Here is a 16,897-nt window from a genome sequence, read left to right on the forward strand (position 1 = left end):
GGGGTTATTGTATCTCGCCCGCATACGGGCGCGTAAGAAAGTCCCGGCGCCGGGCTAGTCACCCAGTGCCGGTTGTTCCTACTTCTTCACCTCAAACTCCGCATCGATCACATCGTCGTCCTTTTTGCCGGAGGGCGACGGGCCGGGGCCGCCCGGTGAGGCGCCGGGGCCGCCGGGGACGGGGCCGGATGCGCCGCCGCCCGCCTTCGCCGCTTCTTCGTAGATGATCTTGCCCAGCGCCTGGCTCGCGGTCATCACGTTCTCGATGGCCTTCTTGATTGCCGGGCCGTCGTCGGACTTCATGCGGTCCTTCAGGTTGCTGACCGCCAGCTCGACCTTGCCGCGCTCGTCGGCCGGGACCTTGTCGCCGTGTTCCTTGAGCGTCTTTTCGGTCTGGTAGACGACCTGGTCGGCCTGGTTCTTGGCGTCGATCAGCTCGCGCTTCTTCTTGTCCTCGTCGGCGTGGGCCTCGGCTTCCTTGCGCATCTTTTCGACTTCGGCATCGGACAGACCGCTGGAGCCTTCGATCTTGATCTTCTGCTCCTTTCCGGTACCGAGGTCCTTGGCCGAGACGTGGAGGATGCCGTTGGCGTCGATGTCGAAGGTGACTTCGATCTGCGGCACGCCGCGCGGGGCCGGAGGGATGCCCGCGAGGTTGAAGCGGCCGAGCGTGCGATTATCGACGGCCATCTGCCGCTCGCCCTGCAGGACGTGGATCGTCACCTCGCTCTGGCTGTCGGCGGCGGTTGAATAGACCTCCTTCTTGCTCGTGGGGATGGTCGTGTTGCGCGGGATCATCGTCGTCATGACGCCGCCGAGCGTCTCAACGCCGAGCGAGAGCGGCGTCACGTCGAGGACGAGGATGTCCTTCACGTCGCCGCCGATGATGCCGGCCTGGATGGCCGCGCCGATGCCGACGGCTTCGTCGGGGTTGACGCTCTTGTTCGGCTCCTTGCCGAAGATTTCCTGGCACAGTTTTTGGACGGCGGGCATGCGGGTCGAGCCGCCGACGAGAATGCATTCCTGGATGTCCTTGGGCGAAAGCTTCGCGTCGGACAGGGCCTTGAGGACCGGCCCGCGGCAACGCTCGGTCAATCTCTCGGTGATCTGCTCGAACTTGGCGCGGGTGATCGTCTGGTTCAAGTGCTTGGGGCCGCTGGCGTCGGCGGTGATGAATGGGAGGTTAATGGTCGACTCCATCGACGTGGACAGCTCGCACTTGGCCTTCTCGCAGCCTTCCTTGAGGCGCTGGTGGGCCATGGGGTCCTTGCGGAGATCGACACCGTACTGCTTGCGGAACTCCTCGGCGACGTAGTCGATCATCACCTGGTCGTAGTCGTCGCCGCCGAGGTGCGTGTCGCCGTTGATGGAGAGCGTCTCGAAGACGCCTTCGCCGACGTCGAGGATGGAGATGTCGAAGGTACCGCCGCCGAGGTCGAAGACGGCGATCTTGCCGCCCTTTTTCTTGTCCATGCCGTAGGCGAGTGCCGCGGCCGTCGGCTCGGGGAGGACGCGCTTCACGTCGAAGCCGGCGATGATGCCCGCTTCCTGCGTCGCCTTGCGCTGCGAGTCGTTGAAGTAGGCCGGGACGGTGATGACCGCCGCGGTCACTTTTTCGCCGAGGTAATCCTCCGCAGTCTTCTTGAGGTCCTGAAGGACCATCGCGGAGACTTCCGGCGGGGTGAATTCCTTCTCGCGGACCTTGACCTTGACGAGTTCCTCCGCGCCGCCGACGACCTCGTAGGGCACGAGCTTCTCTTCCGAGCTGACTTCGCTGTGCCGCCGGCCCATGAAGCGCTTGATGGAAAAGACGGTGTTGCGCGGGTTGGTTACCTGCTGGTGCTTGGCGATCTGGCCGACGAGCCGCTCGCCTTTATCCGTGAAGCCGACGACCGACGGCGTGGTCCGCGCGCCCATGGCGTTGGTCAGCACCTTGGGCTGCCCGCCTTCCATGACCGCCACGACCGAGTTCGTCGTTCCCAGGTCGATTCCGATGATCTTGGACATTGATGTCTCCTCTCGATGTTGTCAGACGATCCGTCGCGCCGCCGGCTCCCCCGACAATGGGCGGCGCGCGGAGCGTACAGCCCGACGATTAGCAAGGTTGGTGCCACTGACGTGCGAACCAGTGGAAAATCGTTAAGCGATTATCTTTAATGACCTTAGAAGTGTTTGGCGCATCACGGAGACGTTGCCAGGGAGTTATTTCTGCCAGACTGACATGCCCCGATTGGCGGCTGGCAGTCGGTGCGTGCCTCTTATGAATTCCCCGTCAGGTAAAAACGCGACCGGCAGCCGCGGTGGAACGGCTGCCGGTCGTGCTCGAAATGGCAAGGATGAAAAGAAGCGAAGAGTCCTGTTTAAGAGTCGTCCCCCGGCACCGGTCGTCCCCTGGCCGACAACCCGAGATCCCGGACGTCGAGTTGCAGCGAACTGGCAACGCCGTTGTGCAGATTCCAGTCGGAGGTCCGCTCCCACGTCGATGTTGCACGAAGATCGATGTCGACTTCCAGCACATCGCCGATGATGGCGATCGGTTCGCCCGCGGCGATCGGCGCGATGGGTGCGATCGCCGAGTCCCACGGGCCCTCGATCGATCGATTGAGGGCCACGCGGTACACGGTCAGATGTGCAGGATACGAATCGATCAAACCCTCCCCGGCCGTGAATGTAGTTTGTGCGCCGCCGTCAAACGTCTCAACGGCGTCCGCCGCGCCGATTCCGCAGACGTTTACCACGGAGGCGGGGGCATGGGCCGCTCCCATGGATGCGGCCGCGAGTGCTGTGATCAGTGACTTTCGAGTCATCATTGCCCCAATTGTTCTACGGCCTCTTGCCCGTCCTTCGCCCCAGCTCATAGGTTCGCGTCGAACGACTCGGCGGGAACCTGCGGGCTGTCGCGACAATGGATGAAACAGGCAACGGTCGTGCCGAGGCCGGGCAAAGGCGTACCGGAAGCGTGCCGGGTCGATAAGATCGCCGTTGGTCGGTTGGCGATGCGAGAGATAGAGGGCTCAACCGATTATGCCGGTGAGAGAGACTGGACCGGCGTTGGGCGGAAAACTCGCTTGGGTTGTGGCCGGACTTCGGCGGGCCGTCTTATGGGGCGGAAGTGAGGCGTTCGACGGCGGTGCGGATTTCGTTTTCGACCGGTTCAATCCATTGCGCCTGACCGAGCGAACGCGGGACGACGAAGCGGACCGTGCCGCCGCGGGCTTTCTTGTCCATGCCGATGCGGGCGAAGAGGTCGGTCAGTTCGGGAGAACGATCCAGACGAACCCGCAACCCAAGTCCAGTCAGCAGCCTCTCGACACGATGGCGGACGGCGTCATCAAAGCCGCATTGGCGGACGGCGAGTTCCATTTCCGCGACCATTCCGAGGGCTACGGCCTCTCCGTGGCGGAGGTCGAAACCGGATTGGGCCTCCAGGGCGTGGCCGATGGTGTGGCCGAAATTGAGGACGGCGCGGCCCAGCCCAGCGCCCTCCATTTCGCGCTCGTCGGCAACGACGATGGCGGCCTTGATCGCGCAGTTGCGGTGGATCAGCTCGCAGAGGGTTGCCGGGTCGCGGGAGAGGATCTTTGCGGCGACGTGGCAGTGCCAATCGAGTAACTCCGCGTCGAGGATGACGGCGTGCTTAACGGATTCCGCCAGACCGGCTGTGAAATCGCGCGGCGGCAGCGAGGCGAGGCAGTCGATGTCGATGCAGACGAGCAAGGGCTGATGGAATGCGCCGATCAGGTTCTTGCCGGCAGGATGGTTGATCGCGGACTTGCCGCCAATGGAGGCGTCGATGTCGGCTTCGAGGGTCGTGGGGCATTGCACAAAAGGCACGCCGCGCACCCATGTTGCCGCCGCGAGTCCCGCCAGGTCGCCGACGACGCCGCCACCCAGGGCGATGACCGGCTCGTCGCGGCCGTGGTGGTGCGCCGCAAGTTGATCGTAAACGGCGGAAAGTTGTGCCAGTGACTTTGACGTTTCACCGGCCGGGATCGTGATTGAGCGCGGCTCGATGCTTCCCTGGCGGAGACCTTCGCACGCCTTCTCCATGTACAGTGGGCCGACCGTCGTGTCGGTGATGATGGTGGCTTTCGCGGCCTGAGTGCGGGGTCGCAAGAGCGTGCCCAGCGAGGCCAATAAGCTCGCACCGATCTGCACGGAATAGGAGCGACCGGGCAGGTCCACGCGGACGGTCTGCGTTGTAATGGCGTCGTCAGCCATGGCGGCATCATAGGGGAGTGTGATTCGTATCGGAAACGCGGATTTGGCGCTAGCGGGGCAGGAAGCTTAGTGTCACGTGCATGACCGTCCAGTAGTAAAAGCTCTTGGAGCCGACGATCGCTTCGAGGACGCCCTCCTTGCCGAAACCGTAGACGCTGATGGCGATCAGCACGGTCACGACGGCGGCGAGGCCGAGGTGCAGCGTCATGAAGCCATTGCGAGTCGTGCGCATCCAGGCGAACCATGACGTCGGCGGCGACTTCGGCGGGTGCTTGCCGATCAGGTAGAGGGCGAAGATGTACCAGCCGACGAAATGGCCGAGCACGACGATGTTGAACGTCCACGCCCCGCCCACGAGCGCGATGAGGATGATCACGAGAGAGATGCCGTGTACGGCGAGGATCGGCCGGTGGACCCGCCACAGACCGGCGAGACCGTCGGGGAAGGTGCGGGCGATCCGCGACAGGGCGAAAATCGCGATGGCGAGCATGGGGAGGAACATCGATCCGAGGCGCACCACGAACGGCCAATCGGCGGGGAAGAAGTTGTCCAGGACGGGGTTGGCAGGGCGATAGTCCCGGTCGCCCATTTGAATATAGGTCGGCCAGATGAGCGAGAAGAGCAGGCCGAGCATGAGAAGTTGCAGAACGAACATGATGCGGTCATGCGTCTTCACCGCCTCGGTCGGCTGGTCGCCATAGGCTTTGTAAAAGAAGGCGTCGTCGCGGAGGCCGTGGATCAGGAAGTAGAAATAGAAACAGATGATCATGAGGGGGTTGGTGGTGGCCCCCATTTTGTAGAAGCCGAAGCAAAATGCGGACCCCAGGAGCAGAAGACCGGCGAAGTGGAGCTTGTTGCGAGTCTCGCGCATCCGGCGGGAGGAGCAAACGAATATCGTGGCGACGATGAAGTGTGGCAGGCCGAAGATCCGCATGGGCAGCTCGGAGGGGCTCTTGAACATGCGATAGTCGGCGTCGCGGCGTCCCGGCCAATCAGTCCAGTCACCCTGACTTATCCATTTGATCCAGTTGTGTCGGTCTATCAGATAAAAAAAGCCGCAGACGCCGACGGCGGCGAGGGTCCAGGCGAACGTTCGCGTCCAGTTTCGGAAAGTGAGCGTGTCCCAAAGCCGACTTGGCGGTCGCGCCGCCGCGTAGTCGAGGGCCATTGCCGGGGTCGGGCCGAGATCGGTCGTCGTCACGGGAGTCCTCCGCGTCGGCAGGCCGCGCCGAGGCCCTGTCGACGGCAGCGAGAGTCGCGATTCTTTATTATCGGCGGCGTTGCGAAGGGGTCAAGCGGTGCAGCGGTTGTGAGTGACTGGGCAAGCCTCTATCATGGGAATTAATTGGGTGGCACGGTCTCACAGCAGTGAGGCCGTGGTTCACGCATGCACGGCCTGGCTGCTGCCAGACCGTGCCACACTTACTTACGAGGTGAAAGACGCCATGCCTGATCTTGTTCCTGTTCACGGCGGACTCTCCGCACCGGTCGATCGCACGGTCAAGGCCGATCGCATCAAGGATTTTGAGAGCCAGGCGGCGGCGCTGCCGGCGGTCGTCGTCGATGACGCCGATCTGTCGAGCCTCTATCGCTTTGGCGACGGCGGATTGAGCCCGCTGACCGGGCCGATGAACAAGGAGCAGTGGCACCGCAGCCTCGACGAGGGCGTACTGCAAAACAACGGCAAGGCGTATGCGTGGACGATACCAATTTCGTTCCCCGTCGCCGCGGAACAGGCGAAGTCGCTCAAGGCGGGGCAGACGGTGCGGCTCACCAATTCGGCGGGCAAGACGGTCGGTACGCTGAAGATCGCGGACGTCTTCCCCTACGACAAGGCCAAGTACATCAAGGGCGTCTATCAGACCGAGCGGACGGATCATCCCGGCGGCAAGATGACGATGGCTGATTCGCGCGAGATGCTGCTGGGCGGCGAGGTTGAGGTGCTGCCGCAGCCGAAGCACCCGGAATATGGGCAATATGTCCTGCGACCGACGGAGACGCGGAAGCTTTTTGCCGAGAAGGGCTGGACGCGGGTCGTCGCGTTTCAGACGCGAAATCCGTTGCACCGGGCGCACGAGTATGCGCTGGTCTATGGATTGGAGACGCTGTGCCGCACGTGTGACACGGCCGGGGCGGTGCTGAATCCGCTGATCGGCGAGACGAAGTCCGACGACGTGGACGCGGCGACGCGGATGCGGACGTACAAGGCGCTGATCGACCAAAACGCTTTGGGCCAGGGCGATTCCGATGAGGCGCTGTGGCGGACGAAGAATTACACGCTGCATGATCGCGTGATCCTGCTGGGCCTGGACATCAAGATGTTCTACGGCGGGCCGAAGGAGGCCGTCATGCACGGCGTCTATCGCCAGAACTTCGGCTTTACTGACATTATCATCGGCCGCAAGCACGCGGATGCGCCGTACGACGACGGCAAGGACATCTGGGACGGCCTCGCCGCCCAGCGAATCTTCGACAGCTTGCCAGGGCACCTGGCCATCAAGCCGGTCAAGGTCGGCTTTGCGGCGTACTACGAGTCCGTCGGCCGCGTCGATCTGGTGGAGAAGCACCCGGATGAAAAGCCTGTGTCCATCAGCGGCCGCGAAATCCGTGAATCACTGATCGCCGGCAAGCTGCCGGACGAGCGGATCATGCGACCGGAGACGGCGCGGATTTTGATTGAGAAGATGCACAAATAAAAGGCCATAGGCTGGGCCAAATAGATGTCGCGGCCAGGGATAAGCGCGCACCCGTCGCCTCAACTTTTGCCCAGGATGGCGATCCTTGCTTGTCTTCACCTTTGTTTTTCAGTCCTACCGGCAACGGATGTGACCCTATCCGCGGCACTGATCATCAGCATTACTTTTACGGCATGGATTGTTCTAAAAACTCGCGATTTAGCCAAGGCACGGATCGCTCTCCATCCGAGTGATAATCTGCTACTTCGCTTAAGTGGTCTGTTCTCATTTCTTATTCTCGTGCTGGTTGCCGCCGTATTCGCTGAAATGGTCAGCCGAGATATCCGTGTCGGGTCACCTTTTGTCCTCTTGTTATTGCAATTCTCAATGGAGTCCGGATTCATTTTGGCTATTGGGTGCGTATCCCTTTCGAAGGAACATCCTCATATTCCCCCGCGATGGTTATGGCGCATCATCTGTTTCCCATTGATTCTCATCTACGGTGCATACGTCATCTTCCTTTCGATTGCCCCACTCACTTCACGGTATTCCAGTTAGGATCGAATCTCGTTAGGGATTTGCCGGTCCAACCGATCCGACCGGCGAAGGCGCGAATCCCGATCAAAAAAGTGCATAAGTAGTCCTGGCGTTCAGGACGCGAACGCCCGGCCCGCCTGGTGGACGACCAGCGCCCCGACATACGCCAATACGCTCATGTAACCGAACATCAGCGCCGGCCAGCGCCAGGAGCCGGTCTCTTTGCGGACGACGGCCAGCGTGCTGACGCATTGGCAGGCCAAGACGTAGAAGACCATCAGCCCGATGCCCGTGAGGGGCGTGAGGACTTTGCGGCCGTCGGGCCAGGTGGCGGAGGCGAGTTTGTCGCGGAGGGCGACGGATTCCTCGTCCGCCTCGCCGACCGCGAAGGTGATGCCCATCGTTCCGACAAAGACTTCGCGGGCCAGGAACGACGAAAGGATGCCGATGCCCAGGCGCCAGTCGAAGCCGAGCGGGCGTATGGCCGGTTCGATGGCGTGGCCGACCCAGCCGATTGCACTGTGGCGAAGCTGTTCCGAGGCGATCAGGTGATCACGGGCCTCGGCGGCTTCAGGAGTTTGCTGCCGCTCGAAAGCGGCGATCTGCTGCTGGATGGCGGGGGACATCTGCTCGACTTTCTTATGGGGGAAGTACGACAAGGCCCAGATGACGATGCAAACGGCGAAGATCGTGGTTCCTGCGTTCGTCAGAAAGAGCTTGCTGCGGTCCCAGGTTGTGCGGACGAGCGAGCCGAGGCGCGGGACGTGATAGGGCGGCAGTTCCATGATGAAGGGCGGGCGCGGCCCGGCGAAGAGCGTCTTCTTGAAGAGCAGGGCCATGAGCAGGGCGGTTACAGTGCCCAAGACGTAGAGACCGAACATGACTCCGGCTTTCAGCCACGTTCGATCACCGAAGACCGCGGCGATCACGATCAAATAGACGGGCAGGCGGGCCGAGCAGCTCATCAGCGGGGCGACCATGATCGTCGTGAAGCGATCGCGACGATCCTCGATCGTCCGCGTCGCGAGGATGCCGGGGATGGCGCAGGCGTAGCTGGACAGCAGCGGGATGAAGCTTTTTCCGTGGAGCCCGACGCGGCTCATCAGACGGTCCATAAGGAAGGCGGCGCGGGCCATGTAGCCGGTGTCTTCGAGGACCGCGAGGCAGAGGAACAGGATGCAAATCTGCGGGAAGAAAATGAGTACCGCCCCGACGCCCGCGATGATGCCGTCGGTGACGAGCGAGCGCAGCGGGCCTTCGTTGAACAATGGACCGACGGCGCTCGCCAGGGCCAACTGACCGCGCTCAATGAGCGCCATGAGCGGCTCGGCCCACCAGAAGACTGATAGAAAAAGCACGAACATGACGGCGGCGAAGACCAACGGGCCCAGGATGCGATGGGTCAGAACGCGATCGATTCGATCGGTGCCGCTCAGCGCGGTCGGCGATCGCTCGCGGTCCCCTACCGAACGGCCTACGACCGCATCGGTAACTTGGGAAATCCAGCGATACCGCGCTTCCACGGCCATCGTTGCGGCGTCGGGGAATTTTGCGCGTAGCTCGTCGGCTGCCCGGCGCAACTCTGTCGCGTGTGTGTCGGTGAGCCGCTTGAGAAATCGCTCGGCCGATTGGCGGCTCGCCGCCTCGCCGGACAAATAGTCCAGCAACCATAGCAGCGCTCCGGCCTCGACGGCATGCGGCGGAACCCTGCCCGATTCGCGCATGACTTCGGCGATCCGCGAGATAACTTTCTCGTACTCGTCCGGCAATAGCCATGCCCGGCCCTTCGGAAGTAGCCAGTGCCGATCATTGTTCAGTGGAAGGTTAACGTCCTTCAGGTGGTTCCGAATGGCTTCCATGCCCAGTTTGGTGGCGGCGACGGTTGGAATGACGGGCACGCCCAGCAATTTGGAAAGCTCTTCGAAATCAATCTTCAGTCCGCGATCGGCGGCAATGTCCATCATGTTGCAAACGACGACCGCCGGCGTGCGAGTGTCCAGGATCTGTGATGCGAGATAGAGATTGCGTTCGAGATTGCTGGCGTCGATCACGATGAGCACGGCATCGGGCCGCTGCGTTCCCTCGACGCGCCCCATCAGCACGTCGCGGGCGATCTCCTCGTCAGGCGATCGCGCCGAGAGACTGTACGCCCCCGGCAAATCCAGGAGCGTCACGTTGGCGCCCGCAAGTAACCCTTCGCGCTTCTCGACGGTTACGCCGGGATAGTTGGCGACCTTGAGGCGCAGGCCGGTCAGCGCGTTGAAGACGGTCGTTTTTCCGGAGTTAGGGTTTCCCGCGACGGCGATGGTCTGGAGTCGTTGGGCGGGCGCCGCGGACGCGGCAGGCGATTTCATCCGATGCTCTCGATCAGTACGGCGGCGGCCTCGGATTTGCGAACGCTCAATCGATAGCCGCGGACCGCCAGTTCCACCGGATCTCCGAGTGGAGCGACGCGCACGAGTCGCACCGTCGTGCCGCGCGTGAGCCCCATTTCGAGAAGCCTCATGCGAATTTCCGGCGGCCCGGCCAGGTGAACGATGTCGGCGGATTCGCCGAGCGCCAAGTCAGTAAGCGGTCGTGATTCAACGGCGACGGAGGACATTTTCTAACGGCTACCCTGTTTCCCTGCCGGCGAGTCGCCAGCTAGTTGAGAATGAGTCTCAATACAGGATAACGCACCAGTTAGAGACTGTCAATCGAGCCCGTGCCCGATCAGAATAGGCATTGCAAGTAAGGCAATCGGCAGTAGTTATGGGCAGATTAGAGGGATTCAGCTACCGGTCTGAACCTGGCTTGATGCGCGGGGGGCTGCTTTCCCATCATCCATGCCGAGCTTCATCTTCATCACACGGCCGACCTTGAACTTAACGGTTCTCTTTTCGGGAACCTCGACGCGCTCCAGTGTCTTGGGGTTTTGTGCCGTCCTTGCGGCACGAACGCGACACTCAAAAACGCCGAAGTCTCTAAATTCCAAACGGTTACCCCTGCTTAGCTCATCAATGATGTCGTCCAGAAAGCTCTGGATAATGCGCTTAACGACGACGCGCTTGTTGCCTGTGCGGTCGGCGATTCGGTCAATTAGGTCTTTCTTGGTGATCGTGGTCATGACGGTACACCTTCGAATTCGGTCCGGCGAGGCACTGGTTTAATTGTCCAACGTGCTAGCAATAGGATTCACGATTATCTGAAAAAGCCGGCTCGTGCCCTCCGCTCCTTCCGGCCAAGTCAATAGTATAACGAAGTTCTCGAACTGACGTAACCTATCCTACTACAACTAGTTCCTGCGCCGCAAGTCCCAAGTTCGCGGTATATTTGGATCGGGGTACGGTTCCAAGTATCGTGAGGACAGCAGGATAGGTCGAATTGAATGCTCCACCGTTCCCACAGAAGGGAATACACCGTTATATTTAAGTTACGGTAAATGCTTATGTTATGTTCATCCTAGGGCCACGATGCCCGCTCACGAAAACAGCCTTCGATGAACGCATAACAACGCGCGGCGCGAACGTGATCCGAACCGATTTGAACCACAAGGAAGCCCAGCTCAGGATAAGTTGCCCCCCCGCCGTGCTCCGCGCCACGCCGATCGGTCTCGCTGAAGTCTGGCGGGGCGTTGGGGTGCGAATGATAGACGATGCGCACCGGATCCTTGCTTTCCAATGACCGGCAGAGAAAGAGCTGGTCTTCCACCTCAAAGCAGTATCCGTTCAACGCGGTGCGCGGAAATTCGTTCGGATCGAGTCGATGCAACTTGTCCTGGGCGTTTTCGCATGGGCGCAGCGCGCCGGAGGCCAGGATCATCCCGCAGCATTCTCGGGGATAGGTTGCCTCCGCTTGCCGGTAGATCGCTTCGAGTCGCTCAGGGGTGATTAACTGCACGAGGTCGTCTCCCGCGCGGGCGATCGAAGGTGTCGTGATGATGTTCGCGTTTCTGTTCACGCGACGGGCGCCTCTTTCTTGGATGAGGACCGGCCCTGACGAGAGGAAGAGGCCGCGTCGATGAGCCGGGCGAGCTGCGCCGCGGCGCATTGTGCCGCGCCCTCCCTGGCCAATGGCTGGATGATCTCGTGGAGGTCGTGACGGACGCGCTCCAGTTTGGAAGGCGAGGCGAGCCATTCGATGGCGGTGGCGATGATCGGATCCGCGCTGCGGAAGTAGGGCATGAACTCGGGCACGATCCGCCGCCCGGCGAGGATATTGGGCAGCGAAAGGTGCGGCGTCGTGATCAACCAACGGCCAAGAAGGTGGTACGACCATCGTCCCGCGTTGTACATGACGATCATCGGCGTTCCGTGATAGGCGACTTCGAGGGTCACGGTACCGGAGGCGACGAGCGCGAAATCCGCGGCGACGATAGCGGCGGCCCGATCGGCATCCCCCATCAAAGTCAATGTTTGCAGGGTTTTTTTGCGTGTTGCGAGGGTCTGTTCGATCCGTGCGCGGGCCTCGCTGTTGGCCGCGACGATCAGGAAGCGGGCTTTCGGGTAACGGATTTGCAGCGCCGCGGCCGCCTCCAGTTGGCCCGGAAGCACCTCGTCGACCACGTGTCGTCGCGAACCCGGCAGCAGCGTTACGACCGGTGCATGCGACCCGCGAAGCTCCGCAATGCGCGACGGGTCGGGCTGCTGCGACAGGAGTCGATCAAATGACGGGTGGCCGACGAAAGTTGCCGGGATGTCGGCCTCGCGGAAGTAGGCCTCCTCGAAGGGCCAGATGCAGGCGATCTGGTCTACGCGGGCGCGAATGCGCCGATTGCGCCACCAGCGCCAGCCCCACGCCCATGTCTGCGGAGCGATGTAATAGAGGACGGGAAGGTTGACGCTTCGACAGAGTTTGGCGATCGGCAGGTTGAGCGCCGGCGAATCGACCATCACCGCGGCGTCGTACGGAGTTTCGCCCAGATGAGTCTTTAGACGCCGCAGAAGCAGCCACGCCTCGGGCACCCGGCGAAACGCCGCCGCCGCCATCGCGGATCGCGTCGTCAAATCTTCCAGGCAATCGCAGCCGGCGGCGCGCATGGCCGGGCCCGCCAGACCGCAAAACCTTGCGCCGGGACGAAGACGAGTGAACTCCCGAATCAACGCGGCGGCGTGCTCATCGGCGCTCTGTTCCGCGGCGCTGATGAAGATCGTGCAGGGGTTGACGTTCGTCATGGTGTCCAAGTGTGGCCGATCAGGACCCTTGGTGTCGCGGGCCGGCCGATACGCGCTCATTACGGCTGGAGGCGCACACGTTCGAACCTACCGTACGCGAGAATGCCGGGGGGACAAACTTCGATCGGTACGCAAACGACCTATAATTAACAATAAAATGAGACGCGGGCGGCGGTTTTTGACACTGAACGCGATTTCTCATAGCGAGTCTTCGGGGTCATTCTAGCCGCTTGATGCTGGGCCGCGAGGGTTGTCGTCAGCGATGAAGCGCGGTACCGGAGGGCGGGAAAATGGGGGAAAATATGCCGGTTGTTGGGGTTGTCCTTGACGGATTCGGCCGGGGGCCCTATCCTTGCGGTTCTCGGCGTAGGTTCGTAAATCCAGACAGGACCATGATATCCATGATGGGAGGTGACGTTTGGCATCGGCGTTAGTCCGCGAGTTGATCGACGCGGGAGTCCATTTTGGCCATCGGGTGAGCCGGTGGAACCCCAAAATGGCGCCCTATATCTTCAGCAAGCGGAATTCGATTCACATCATCGACATTCGCGAGACCGTTCGAGGTCTGCTTCGTGCGAGGAAGTTCGTGTCGGCCATCGTCGCCAAAGGTCAGGATATCCTGATCGTGGGGACGAAGCGGCAGGCGCGGGACATCGTGGAAAAGCAGACCCAGCGCGTAGGCATGCACTACGTCAGTGAACGATGGCTCGGCGGCACCCTCACCAACTTCAAAACCATCCGATCGCGCCTCGCTCGGCTCGAAGAGCTGGAGGAAATGGATCGCAGCGGCCGGATCAATGAATGCACCAAAAAGGAACGGGCGACGATCGACCGCGAGAAGCGGAAGATCACGCGCAACCTCGAAGGCATCCGCCGAATGACGCGGCTGCCGGGGGCCCTGGTCATCCTTGACGTGAAGCGCGAGCACATCGCCGTCAAGGAGGCCAAAAAGCTGGGGATTCCCACCGTCTGCCTTGTCGATACGGACAGCGATCCGGAGTCCGCGGACGTCATTATCCCGGCCAACGACGATGCCATGCGGGCGATCGAGATCGTGGTGACGCAGCTCTGTGATGCCGTCGAAGAAGGCAAGCGCAGCCGTGCGGGCGCTGCGGAAGCGGCGGCCGAGCAAACGGATGGCGGTGCGCCGCGGCCCAAGCGGCCCAGACGAAAGACGACCACGGCGCTGGCCGAGGAAGCGGCGGGGCAGGGCGAAATGTCCGACGACGTCGCCGAGCCGATGGCGATGCCGCTGGAAGAACTGGGTTCGCCGATTTCGGATTCGACGCCGAAGGCCGAGGTCACGGACCACGTTTGAAGCCTGGCGCGAAGCGCCCCGGCGAGATCTGATTTATCTGCCAAACGGCAAGCCGGTTCGGGTTGCTTCCGCGGCAATGAAGCATTGCCGGTAACTACACACATTAGCCTATCCGACACGGGACAATCAGGGAGAGCGACGAGAACATGGCTGACATTACCGCCAAACAAGTGCAGGCCCTCCGGGCAAAGACCGACCTGGCCATGATGGATTGCAAGAGCGCGCTCGTGGAGGCGGGCGGCGATGAGACCAAGGCCTTGGAGATTCTGCGCAAAAAGTTCGCCGACAAGATGAGCACACGGGCCGACAAGGAAGCCGCGAACGGCCGGATCGGCGTGTACGCCGACGACAAGGCCGCTGCGCTGGCAGAACTTCGCTGCGAGACGGACTTCGTCGCCACGAACGACACGTTCAAGGAACTGGCCAACGCGATCGCCGCAACCTGCGCGGCGACGGGCATCACCGATCCTGAGAAGATCAAGGACGCCAAGACTCCGTCCGGCCAGACCGTCAACCAACTGCTGGTCGATGCGTTCGGAAAGATCAAGGAGAACATCGGCATTCGGCGATTAAAGCGGATCGAGGGGCCCGGCGCCTGCTACGTCCACCATAACGGCAAAGTCGGCGCCGCCATCGTCGGCGACAAGACACCGAGCGAAGCCGGTCGGCAAGTCTGCATGCACATCGCGTCCACGCCGGTCATCCTCGGGCTGGTGCGCGAGGAGGTCGACGCGAAGGAAGTCGCCGCAGCGAAGGAGAAGGCCCGCGAAGAGGCCAAAGGCAAGCCCGAGCCGATCATCGAGAAGATCGTCGGCGGCAAGCTGGACAAATGGTACGCCGAGCGCGTTCTGACCGAACAGCCGTTCGTGATGGACGACAAGAAGAGCGTCGGGGCCTTCGCCAGGGAGAAGGGCTTCGTGATCAAGTCGTACGCGAAGTTCGAGGTCGGCGGGCTGAACTGAACGCATGCCCGCGCACGCGATCGGCTCATTTTTTCACGGTCACCACACGTAGCGTCATCGCCGGTTTTCTGATAGAACTCCGGCATGGCGCGCTCCTCAAAAACACACACGCGGACCCGGTCGAAGGGCCCTATTCGTCGCGTCGTTTTGAAGATCTCCGGCGAGGGATTCTGCAAGCCCGGGGGATTCGGGATCGACGGCGAGTCGGTGCGGCAGATTGCCAAGGAGGTCATCTCCGTCAGCGGTCGGGGTGTCGAGGTCGCCGTCGTCGTCGGCGGGGGCAACTTTCTACGCGGGGCGACGATGGCCACGCAGCTCAGGATTCAGGAGGCGACCGCCCACTACATGGGAATGCTGGCGACGGTCATCAATGCCCTCTCGCTGCAGGACGTCCTGGAGTCGATGGGCCAGCAGACGCGGGTGCAATCGTCGATCGCCATCCACAGCGCGTGTGAGAGCTTTATCCGCCGACGCTGCATCCATCACCTGGAAAAAGGGCGCGTCGTGATCCTCGCGGCGGGGACCGGTCGGCCGTTCGTGACGACGGATACGGCGGCGGCCCTGGCGGCCGTGGAGATCAATGCGGATGTGCTCTTCAAGGCGACAAAGGTGGACGGCGTTTATACCGCCGACCCCAAACAGGACAAGCGCGCCAAATTCCTGCCGAGCCTCAGCTATAATCAGGTGATCGACGATCGCCTCCGCGTCATGGACGTCTCGGCCGTCGATCTCTGCCAGCAGCACGGCGTGCCGATCGCAGTCTTTAACCTGATGACGCCGGGGAACATGCGCAAGGCGGTGATGGGCAAGAAGATCGGCACGCGGATCGATCATTGAGGGCGGGGGCCCGTTTCGAAGCCGCGACGGTAAAGGAGCGCTGAGTGGCGCTCGATGCCCGCGCGACGCTCCCTCACAGTCGCGGCTCTGAGTATGGAAACACCGTCGCAAATCACGAATCGAACGCATCTCCTGGACCTGGACCGCGACGCCCTCCTCGCGCGCTTCGCGGAAAAAGGCGCCCCGTCGTTCCGCACAAAACAAATCCTGGAATGGGTCTATGAGCGCGGAGCGACGAGCTTCGAGCAGATGACGAATCTGTCGAAGCCGATGCGCGAGACACTCGCGGGCGAATTTGACCTCTACCAGTCGGAGATCATTCGCCGGGCCGTGTCAAGCGACGGGACGGTTAAACTGCTTCTGCGCTGGCCGGATGGGGCGACCAGCGAGTGCGTGATGATCCCCGCGGAAACCCGGCGGACGGCGTGCATCAGCTCGCAGGTCGGGTGCCCCGCGGGATGCCGATTCTGTGCCAGCGGCCTCGGCGGTCTGGAGCGTAACCTGACGACAGGTCAGATCGTTGAACAGGTCCTGCGCGTCAGCGCAGAGGCGACGGCGTCGGGCGCGAGGCTGTCCAACGTCGTCTTCATGGGCCTCGGCGAGCCGCTGGCGAATTACGACGCCGTGATGCGTGCCGTGCGGACCATCAACGCCGACTGGGGGCCGAATATCGGCGCGCGGAAGATCACGATCAGCACCGTGGGCCTGCCAAAACAGATTCGGCGGCTGGCGGACGAGGGACTCCAATTAAACCTGGCCCTATCGCTGCACGCGCCGACCGATGCGCTGCGGGCGGAACTGATCCCTTGGGCCGAGAAGATCACCATCACCGAGCTGGTCTCCGCCTGCCGCTACTACTTTGACAAGACCGGCCGCGAGATCACGCTGGAGTACATCCTGCTCTCGGGCGTCAATGACCGGCCAGTCCACGCGAGTCAATTGGCCCGCTTCGCGCGACAGGTGCGATGCAACGTGAATCTGCTGCGGTATAACCCCGTCGAGGGCCTGCCCTACGAGCGACCGACAAGCGAGGCGGCGCACGCCTTTGTCCGCGAGCTGCGCGATCAAGGCGTGAACGCGCATATCCGCACGTCGCGAGGCCTCGACATTGATGCCGCCTGCGGTCAGCTTCGTCGCAAAACGCAGCAGGAAGCAACAGTCCCGCTCGCCGTCGGACAGAGCGCGGCCGATTGA

The 16,897-nt window shown here is 62.0% G+C and carries 14 protein-coding genes; 5 read left to right on the forward strand and 9 right to left on the reverse strand.

What is annotated here, in order from left to right:
- Positions 1–78: 78 nt before the first annotated feature.
- From dnaK to VJZ71_03135, 4 genes are all read right to left on the reverse strand, one after another.
- Positions 79–2,007 carry a molecular chaperone DnaK gene (dnaK, locus tag VJZ71_03120; GenBank protein ID HKQ47045.1) on the reverse strand — a complete coding sequence of 643 codons (1,929 nt, stop codon included), beginning with the start codon at positions 2,005–2,007 and terminating at the stop codon, positions 79–81.
- A gap of 353 nt (positions 2,008–2,360) precedes the next feature.
- Positions 2,361–2,810 (reverse strand): hypothetical protein, encoded by a 450-nt coding sequence (locus tag VJZ71_03125; protein ID HKQ47046.1) that lies wholly within the window; start codon positions 2,808–2,810, stop codon positions 2,361–2,363.
- A 289-nt stretch (positions 2,811–3,099) separates the two neighbouring features.
- Positions 3,100–4,221 carry a 3-dehydroquinate synthase gene (gene aroB / locus VJZ71_03130; GenBank protein HKQ47047.1) on the reverse strand — a complete coding sequence of 374 codons (1,122 nt, stop codon included), beginning with the start codon at positions 4,219–4,221 and terminating at the stop codon, positions 3,100–3,102.
- Between the two features lie 49 nt (positions 4,222–4,270).
- On the reverse strand, positions 4,271–5,422 hold the full coding sequence (locus VJZ71_03135; protein HKQ47048.1) for a hypothetical protein: 1,152 nt from the start codon (positions 5,420–5,422) through the stop codon (positions 4,271–4,273).
- Between the two features lie 244 nt (positions 5,423–5,666).
- Between VJZ71_03135 and VJZ71_03140 the strand changes: the two genes are divergently transcribed.
- Positions 5,667–6,917, forward strand: coding sequence for a sulfate adenylyltransferase (locus tag VJZ71_03140; GenBank protein ID HKQ47049.1), 1,251 nt, complete (start codon positions 5,667–5,669; stop codon positions 6,915–6,917).
- A gap of 629 nt (positions 6,918–7,546) precedes the next feature.
- Here VJZ71_03140 and feoB read toward each other — a convergent pair.
- From feoB to lpxB, 5 genes are all read right to left on the reverse strand, one after another.
- A complete protein-coding gene (gene feoB, locus VJZ71_03145) occupies positions 7,547–9,787 on the reverse strand; it encodes a ferrous iron transport protein B (GenBank protein ID HKQ47050.1) in 2,241 nt (746 codons plus the stop codon).
- On the reverse strand, positions 9,784–10,035 hold the full coding sequence (locus VJZ71_03150) for a FeoA family protein (protein HKQ47051.1): 252 nt from the start codon (positions 10,033–10,035) through the stop codon (positions 9,784–9,786). The genes feoB and VJZ71_03150 overlap by 4 nt, the downstream gene beginning before the upstream one ends.
- Before the next feature lie 168 nt (positions 10,036–10,203).
- Positions 10,204–10,539, reverse strand: a complete 336-nt coding sequence (locus VJZ71_03155; GenBank protein HKQ47052.1) for an HU family DNA-binding protein — start codon at positions 10,537–10,539, stop codon at positions 10,204–10,206.
- Positions 10,540–10,874: 335 nt separating this feature from the next.
- Positions 10,875–11,372, reverse strand: coding sequence for a Mov34/MPN/PAD-1 family protein (locus VJZ71_03160; GenBank protein HKQ47053.1), 498 nt, complete (start codon positions 11,370–11,372; stop codon positions 10,875–10,877).
- Positions 11,369–12,586 (reverse strand): lipid-A-disaccharide synthase, encoded by a 1,218-nt coding sequence (gene lpxB, locus VJZ71_03165; protein HKQ47054.1) that lies wholly within the window; start codon positions 12,584–12,586, stop codon positions 11,369–11,371. Before lpxB ends, VJZ71_03160 begins: the two co-directional genes overlap by 4 nt.
- A 418-nt stretch (positions 12,587–13,004) precedes the next feature.
- Between lpxB and rpsB the strand changes: the two genes are divergently transcribed.
- The 4 genes from rpsB to rlmN all read left to right on the forward strand — a co-directional run bounded on the left by rpsB (position 13,005) and on the right by rlmN (position 16,897).
- Positions 13,005–13,904: a 30S ribosomal protein S2 gene (rpsB, locus tag VJZ71_03170; GenBank protein ID HKQ47055.1), complete on the forward strand. Its 900-nt coding sequence runs from the start codon at positions 13,005–13,007 to the stop codon at positions 13,902–13,904.
- A gap of 146 nt (positions 13,905–14,050) precedes the next feature.
- On the forward strand, positions 14,051–14,866 hold the full coding sequence (tsf, locus tag VJZ71_03175) for a translation elongation factor Ts (protein HKQ47056.1): 816 nt from the start codon (positions 14,051–14,053) through the stop codon (positions 14,864–14,866).
- A gap of 84 nt (positions 14,867–14,950) precedes the next feature.
- The gene (gene pyrH / locus VJZ71_03180; GenBank protein ID HKQ47057.1) at positions 14,951–15,703 is read left to right on the forward strand and encodes a UMP kinase; all 753 of its coding nucleotides are present in this window, start codon (positions 14,951–14,953) and stop codon (positions 15,701–15,703) included.
- A gap of 54 nt (positions 15,704–15,757) precedes the next feature.
- Entirely contained in the window at positions 15,758–16,897 is a 1,140-nt protein-coding gene (rlmN, locus tag VJZ71_03185; GenBank protein ID HKQ47058.1) for a 23S rRNA (adenine(2503)-C(2))-methyltransferase RlmN, read from the forward strand.

The organism is Phycisphaerae bacterium, from assembly GCA_035275405.1.
In the GTDB taxonomy this organism is placed as follows: Bacteria; Planctomycetota; Phycisphaerae; order UBA1845; family UTPLA1; genus DATEMU01.

Coding starts and splice junctions, on each gene's coding strand:
- dnaK (HKQ47045.1), bottom strand. CDS start 2,007: ATGTCCAAGATCATCGGAATCGACCTGGGAACGACGAACTCGGTCGTG.
- VJZ71_03150 (HKQ47051.1), bottom strand. CDS start 10,035: ATGTCCTCCGTCGCCGTTGAATCACGACCGCTTACTGACTTGGCGCTC.
- feoB (HKQ47050.1), bottom strand. CDS start 9,787: ATGAAATCGCCTGCCGCGTCCGCGGCGCCCGCCCAACGACTCCAGACC.
- VJZ71_03155 (HKQ47052.1), bottom strand. CDS start 10,539: ATGACCACGATCACCAAGAAAGACCTAATTGACCGAATCGCCGACCGC.
- tsf (HKQ47056.1), top strand. CDS start 14,051: ATGGCTGACATTACCGCCAAACAAGTGCAGGCCCTCCGGGCAAAGACC.
- rlmN (HKQ47058.1), top strand. CDS start 15,758: ATGCCCGCGCGACGCTCCCTCACAGTCGCGGCTCTGAGTATGGAAACA.
- VJZ71_03140 (HKQ47049.1), top strand. CDS start 5,667: ATGCCTGATCTTGTTCCTGTTCACGGCGGACTCTCCGCACCGGTCGAT.
- pyrH (HKQ47057.1), top strand. CDS start 14,951: ATGGCGCGCTCCTCAAAAACACACACGCGGACCCGGTCGAAGGGCCCT.
- VJZ71_03125 (HKQ47046.1), bottom strand. CDS start 2,810: ATGATGACTCGAAAGTCACTGATCACAGCACTCGCGGCCGCATCCATG.
- lpxB (HKQ47054.1), bottom strand. CDS start 12,586: ATGACGAACGTCAACCCCTGCACGATCTTCATCAGCGCCGCGGAACAG.
- aroB (HKQ47047.1), bottom strand. CDS start 4,221: ATGGCTGACGACGCCATTACAACGCAGACCGTCCGCGTGGACCTGCCC.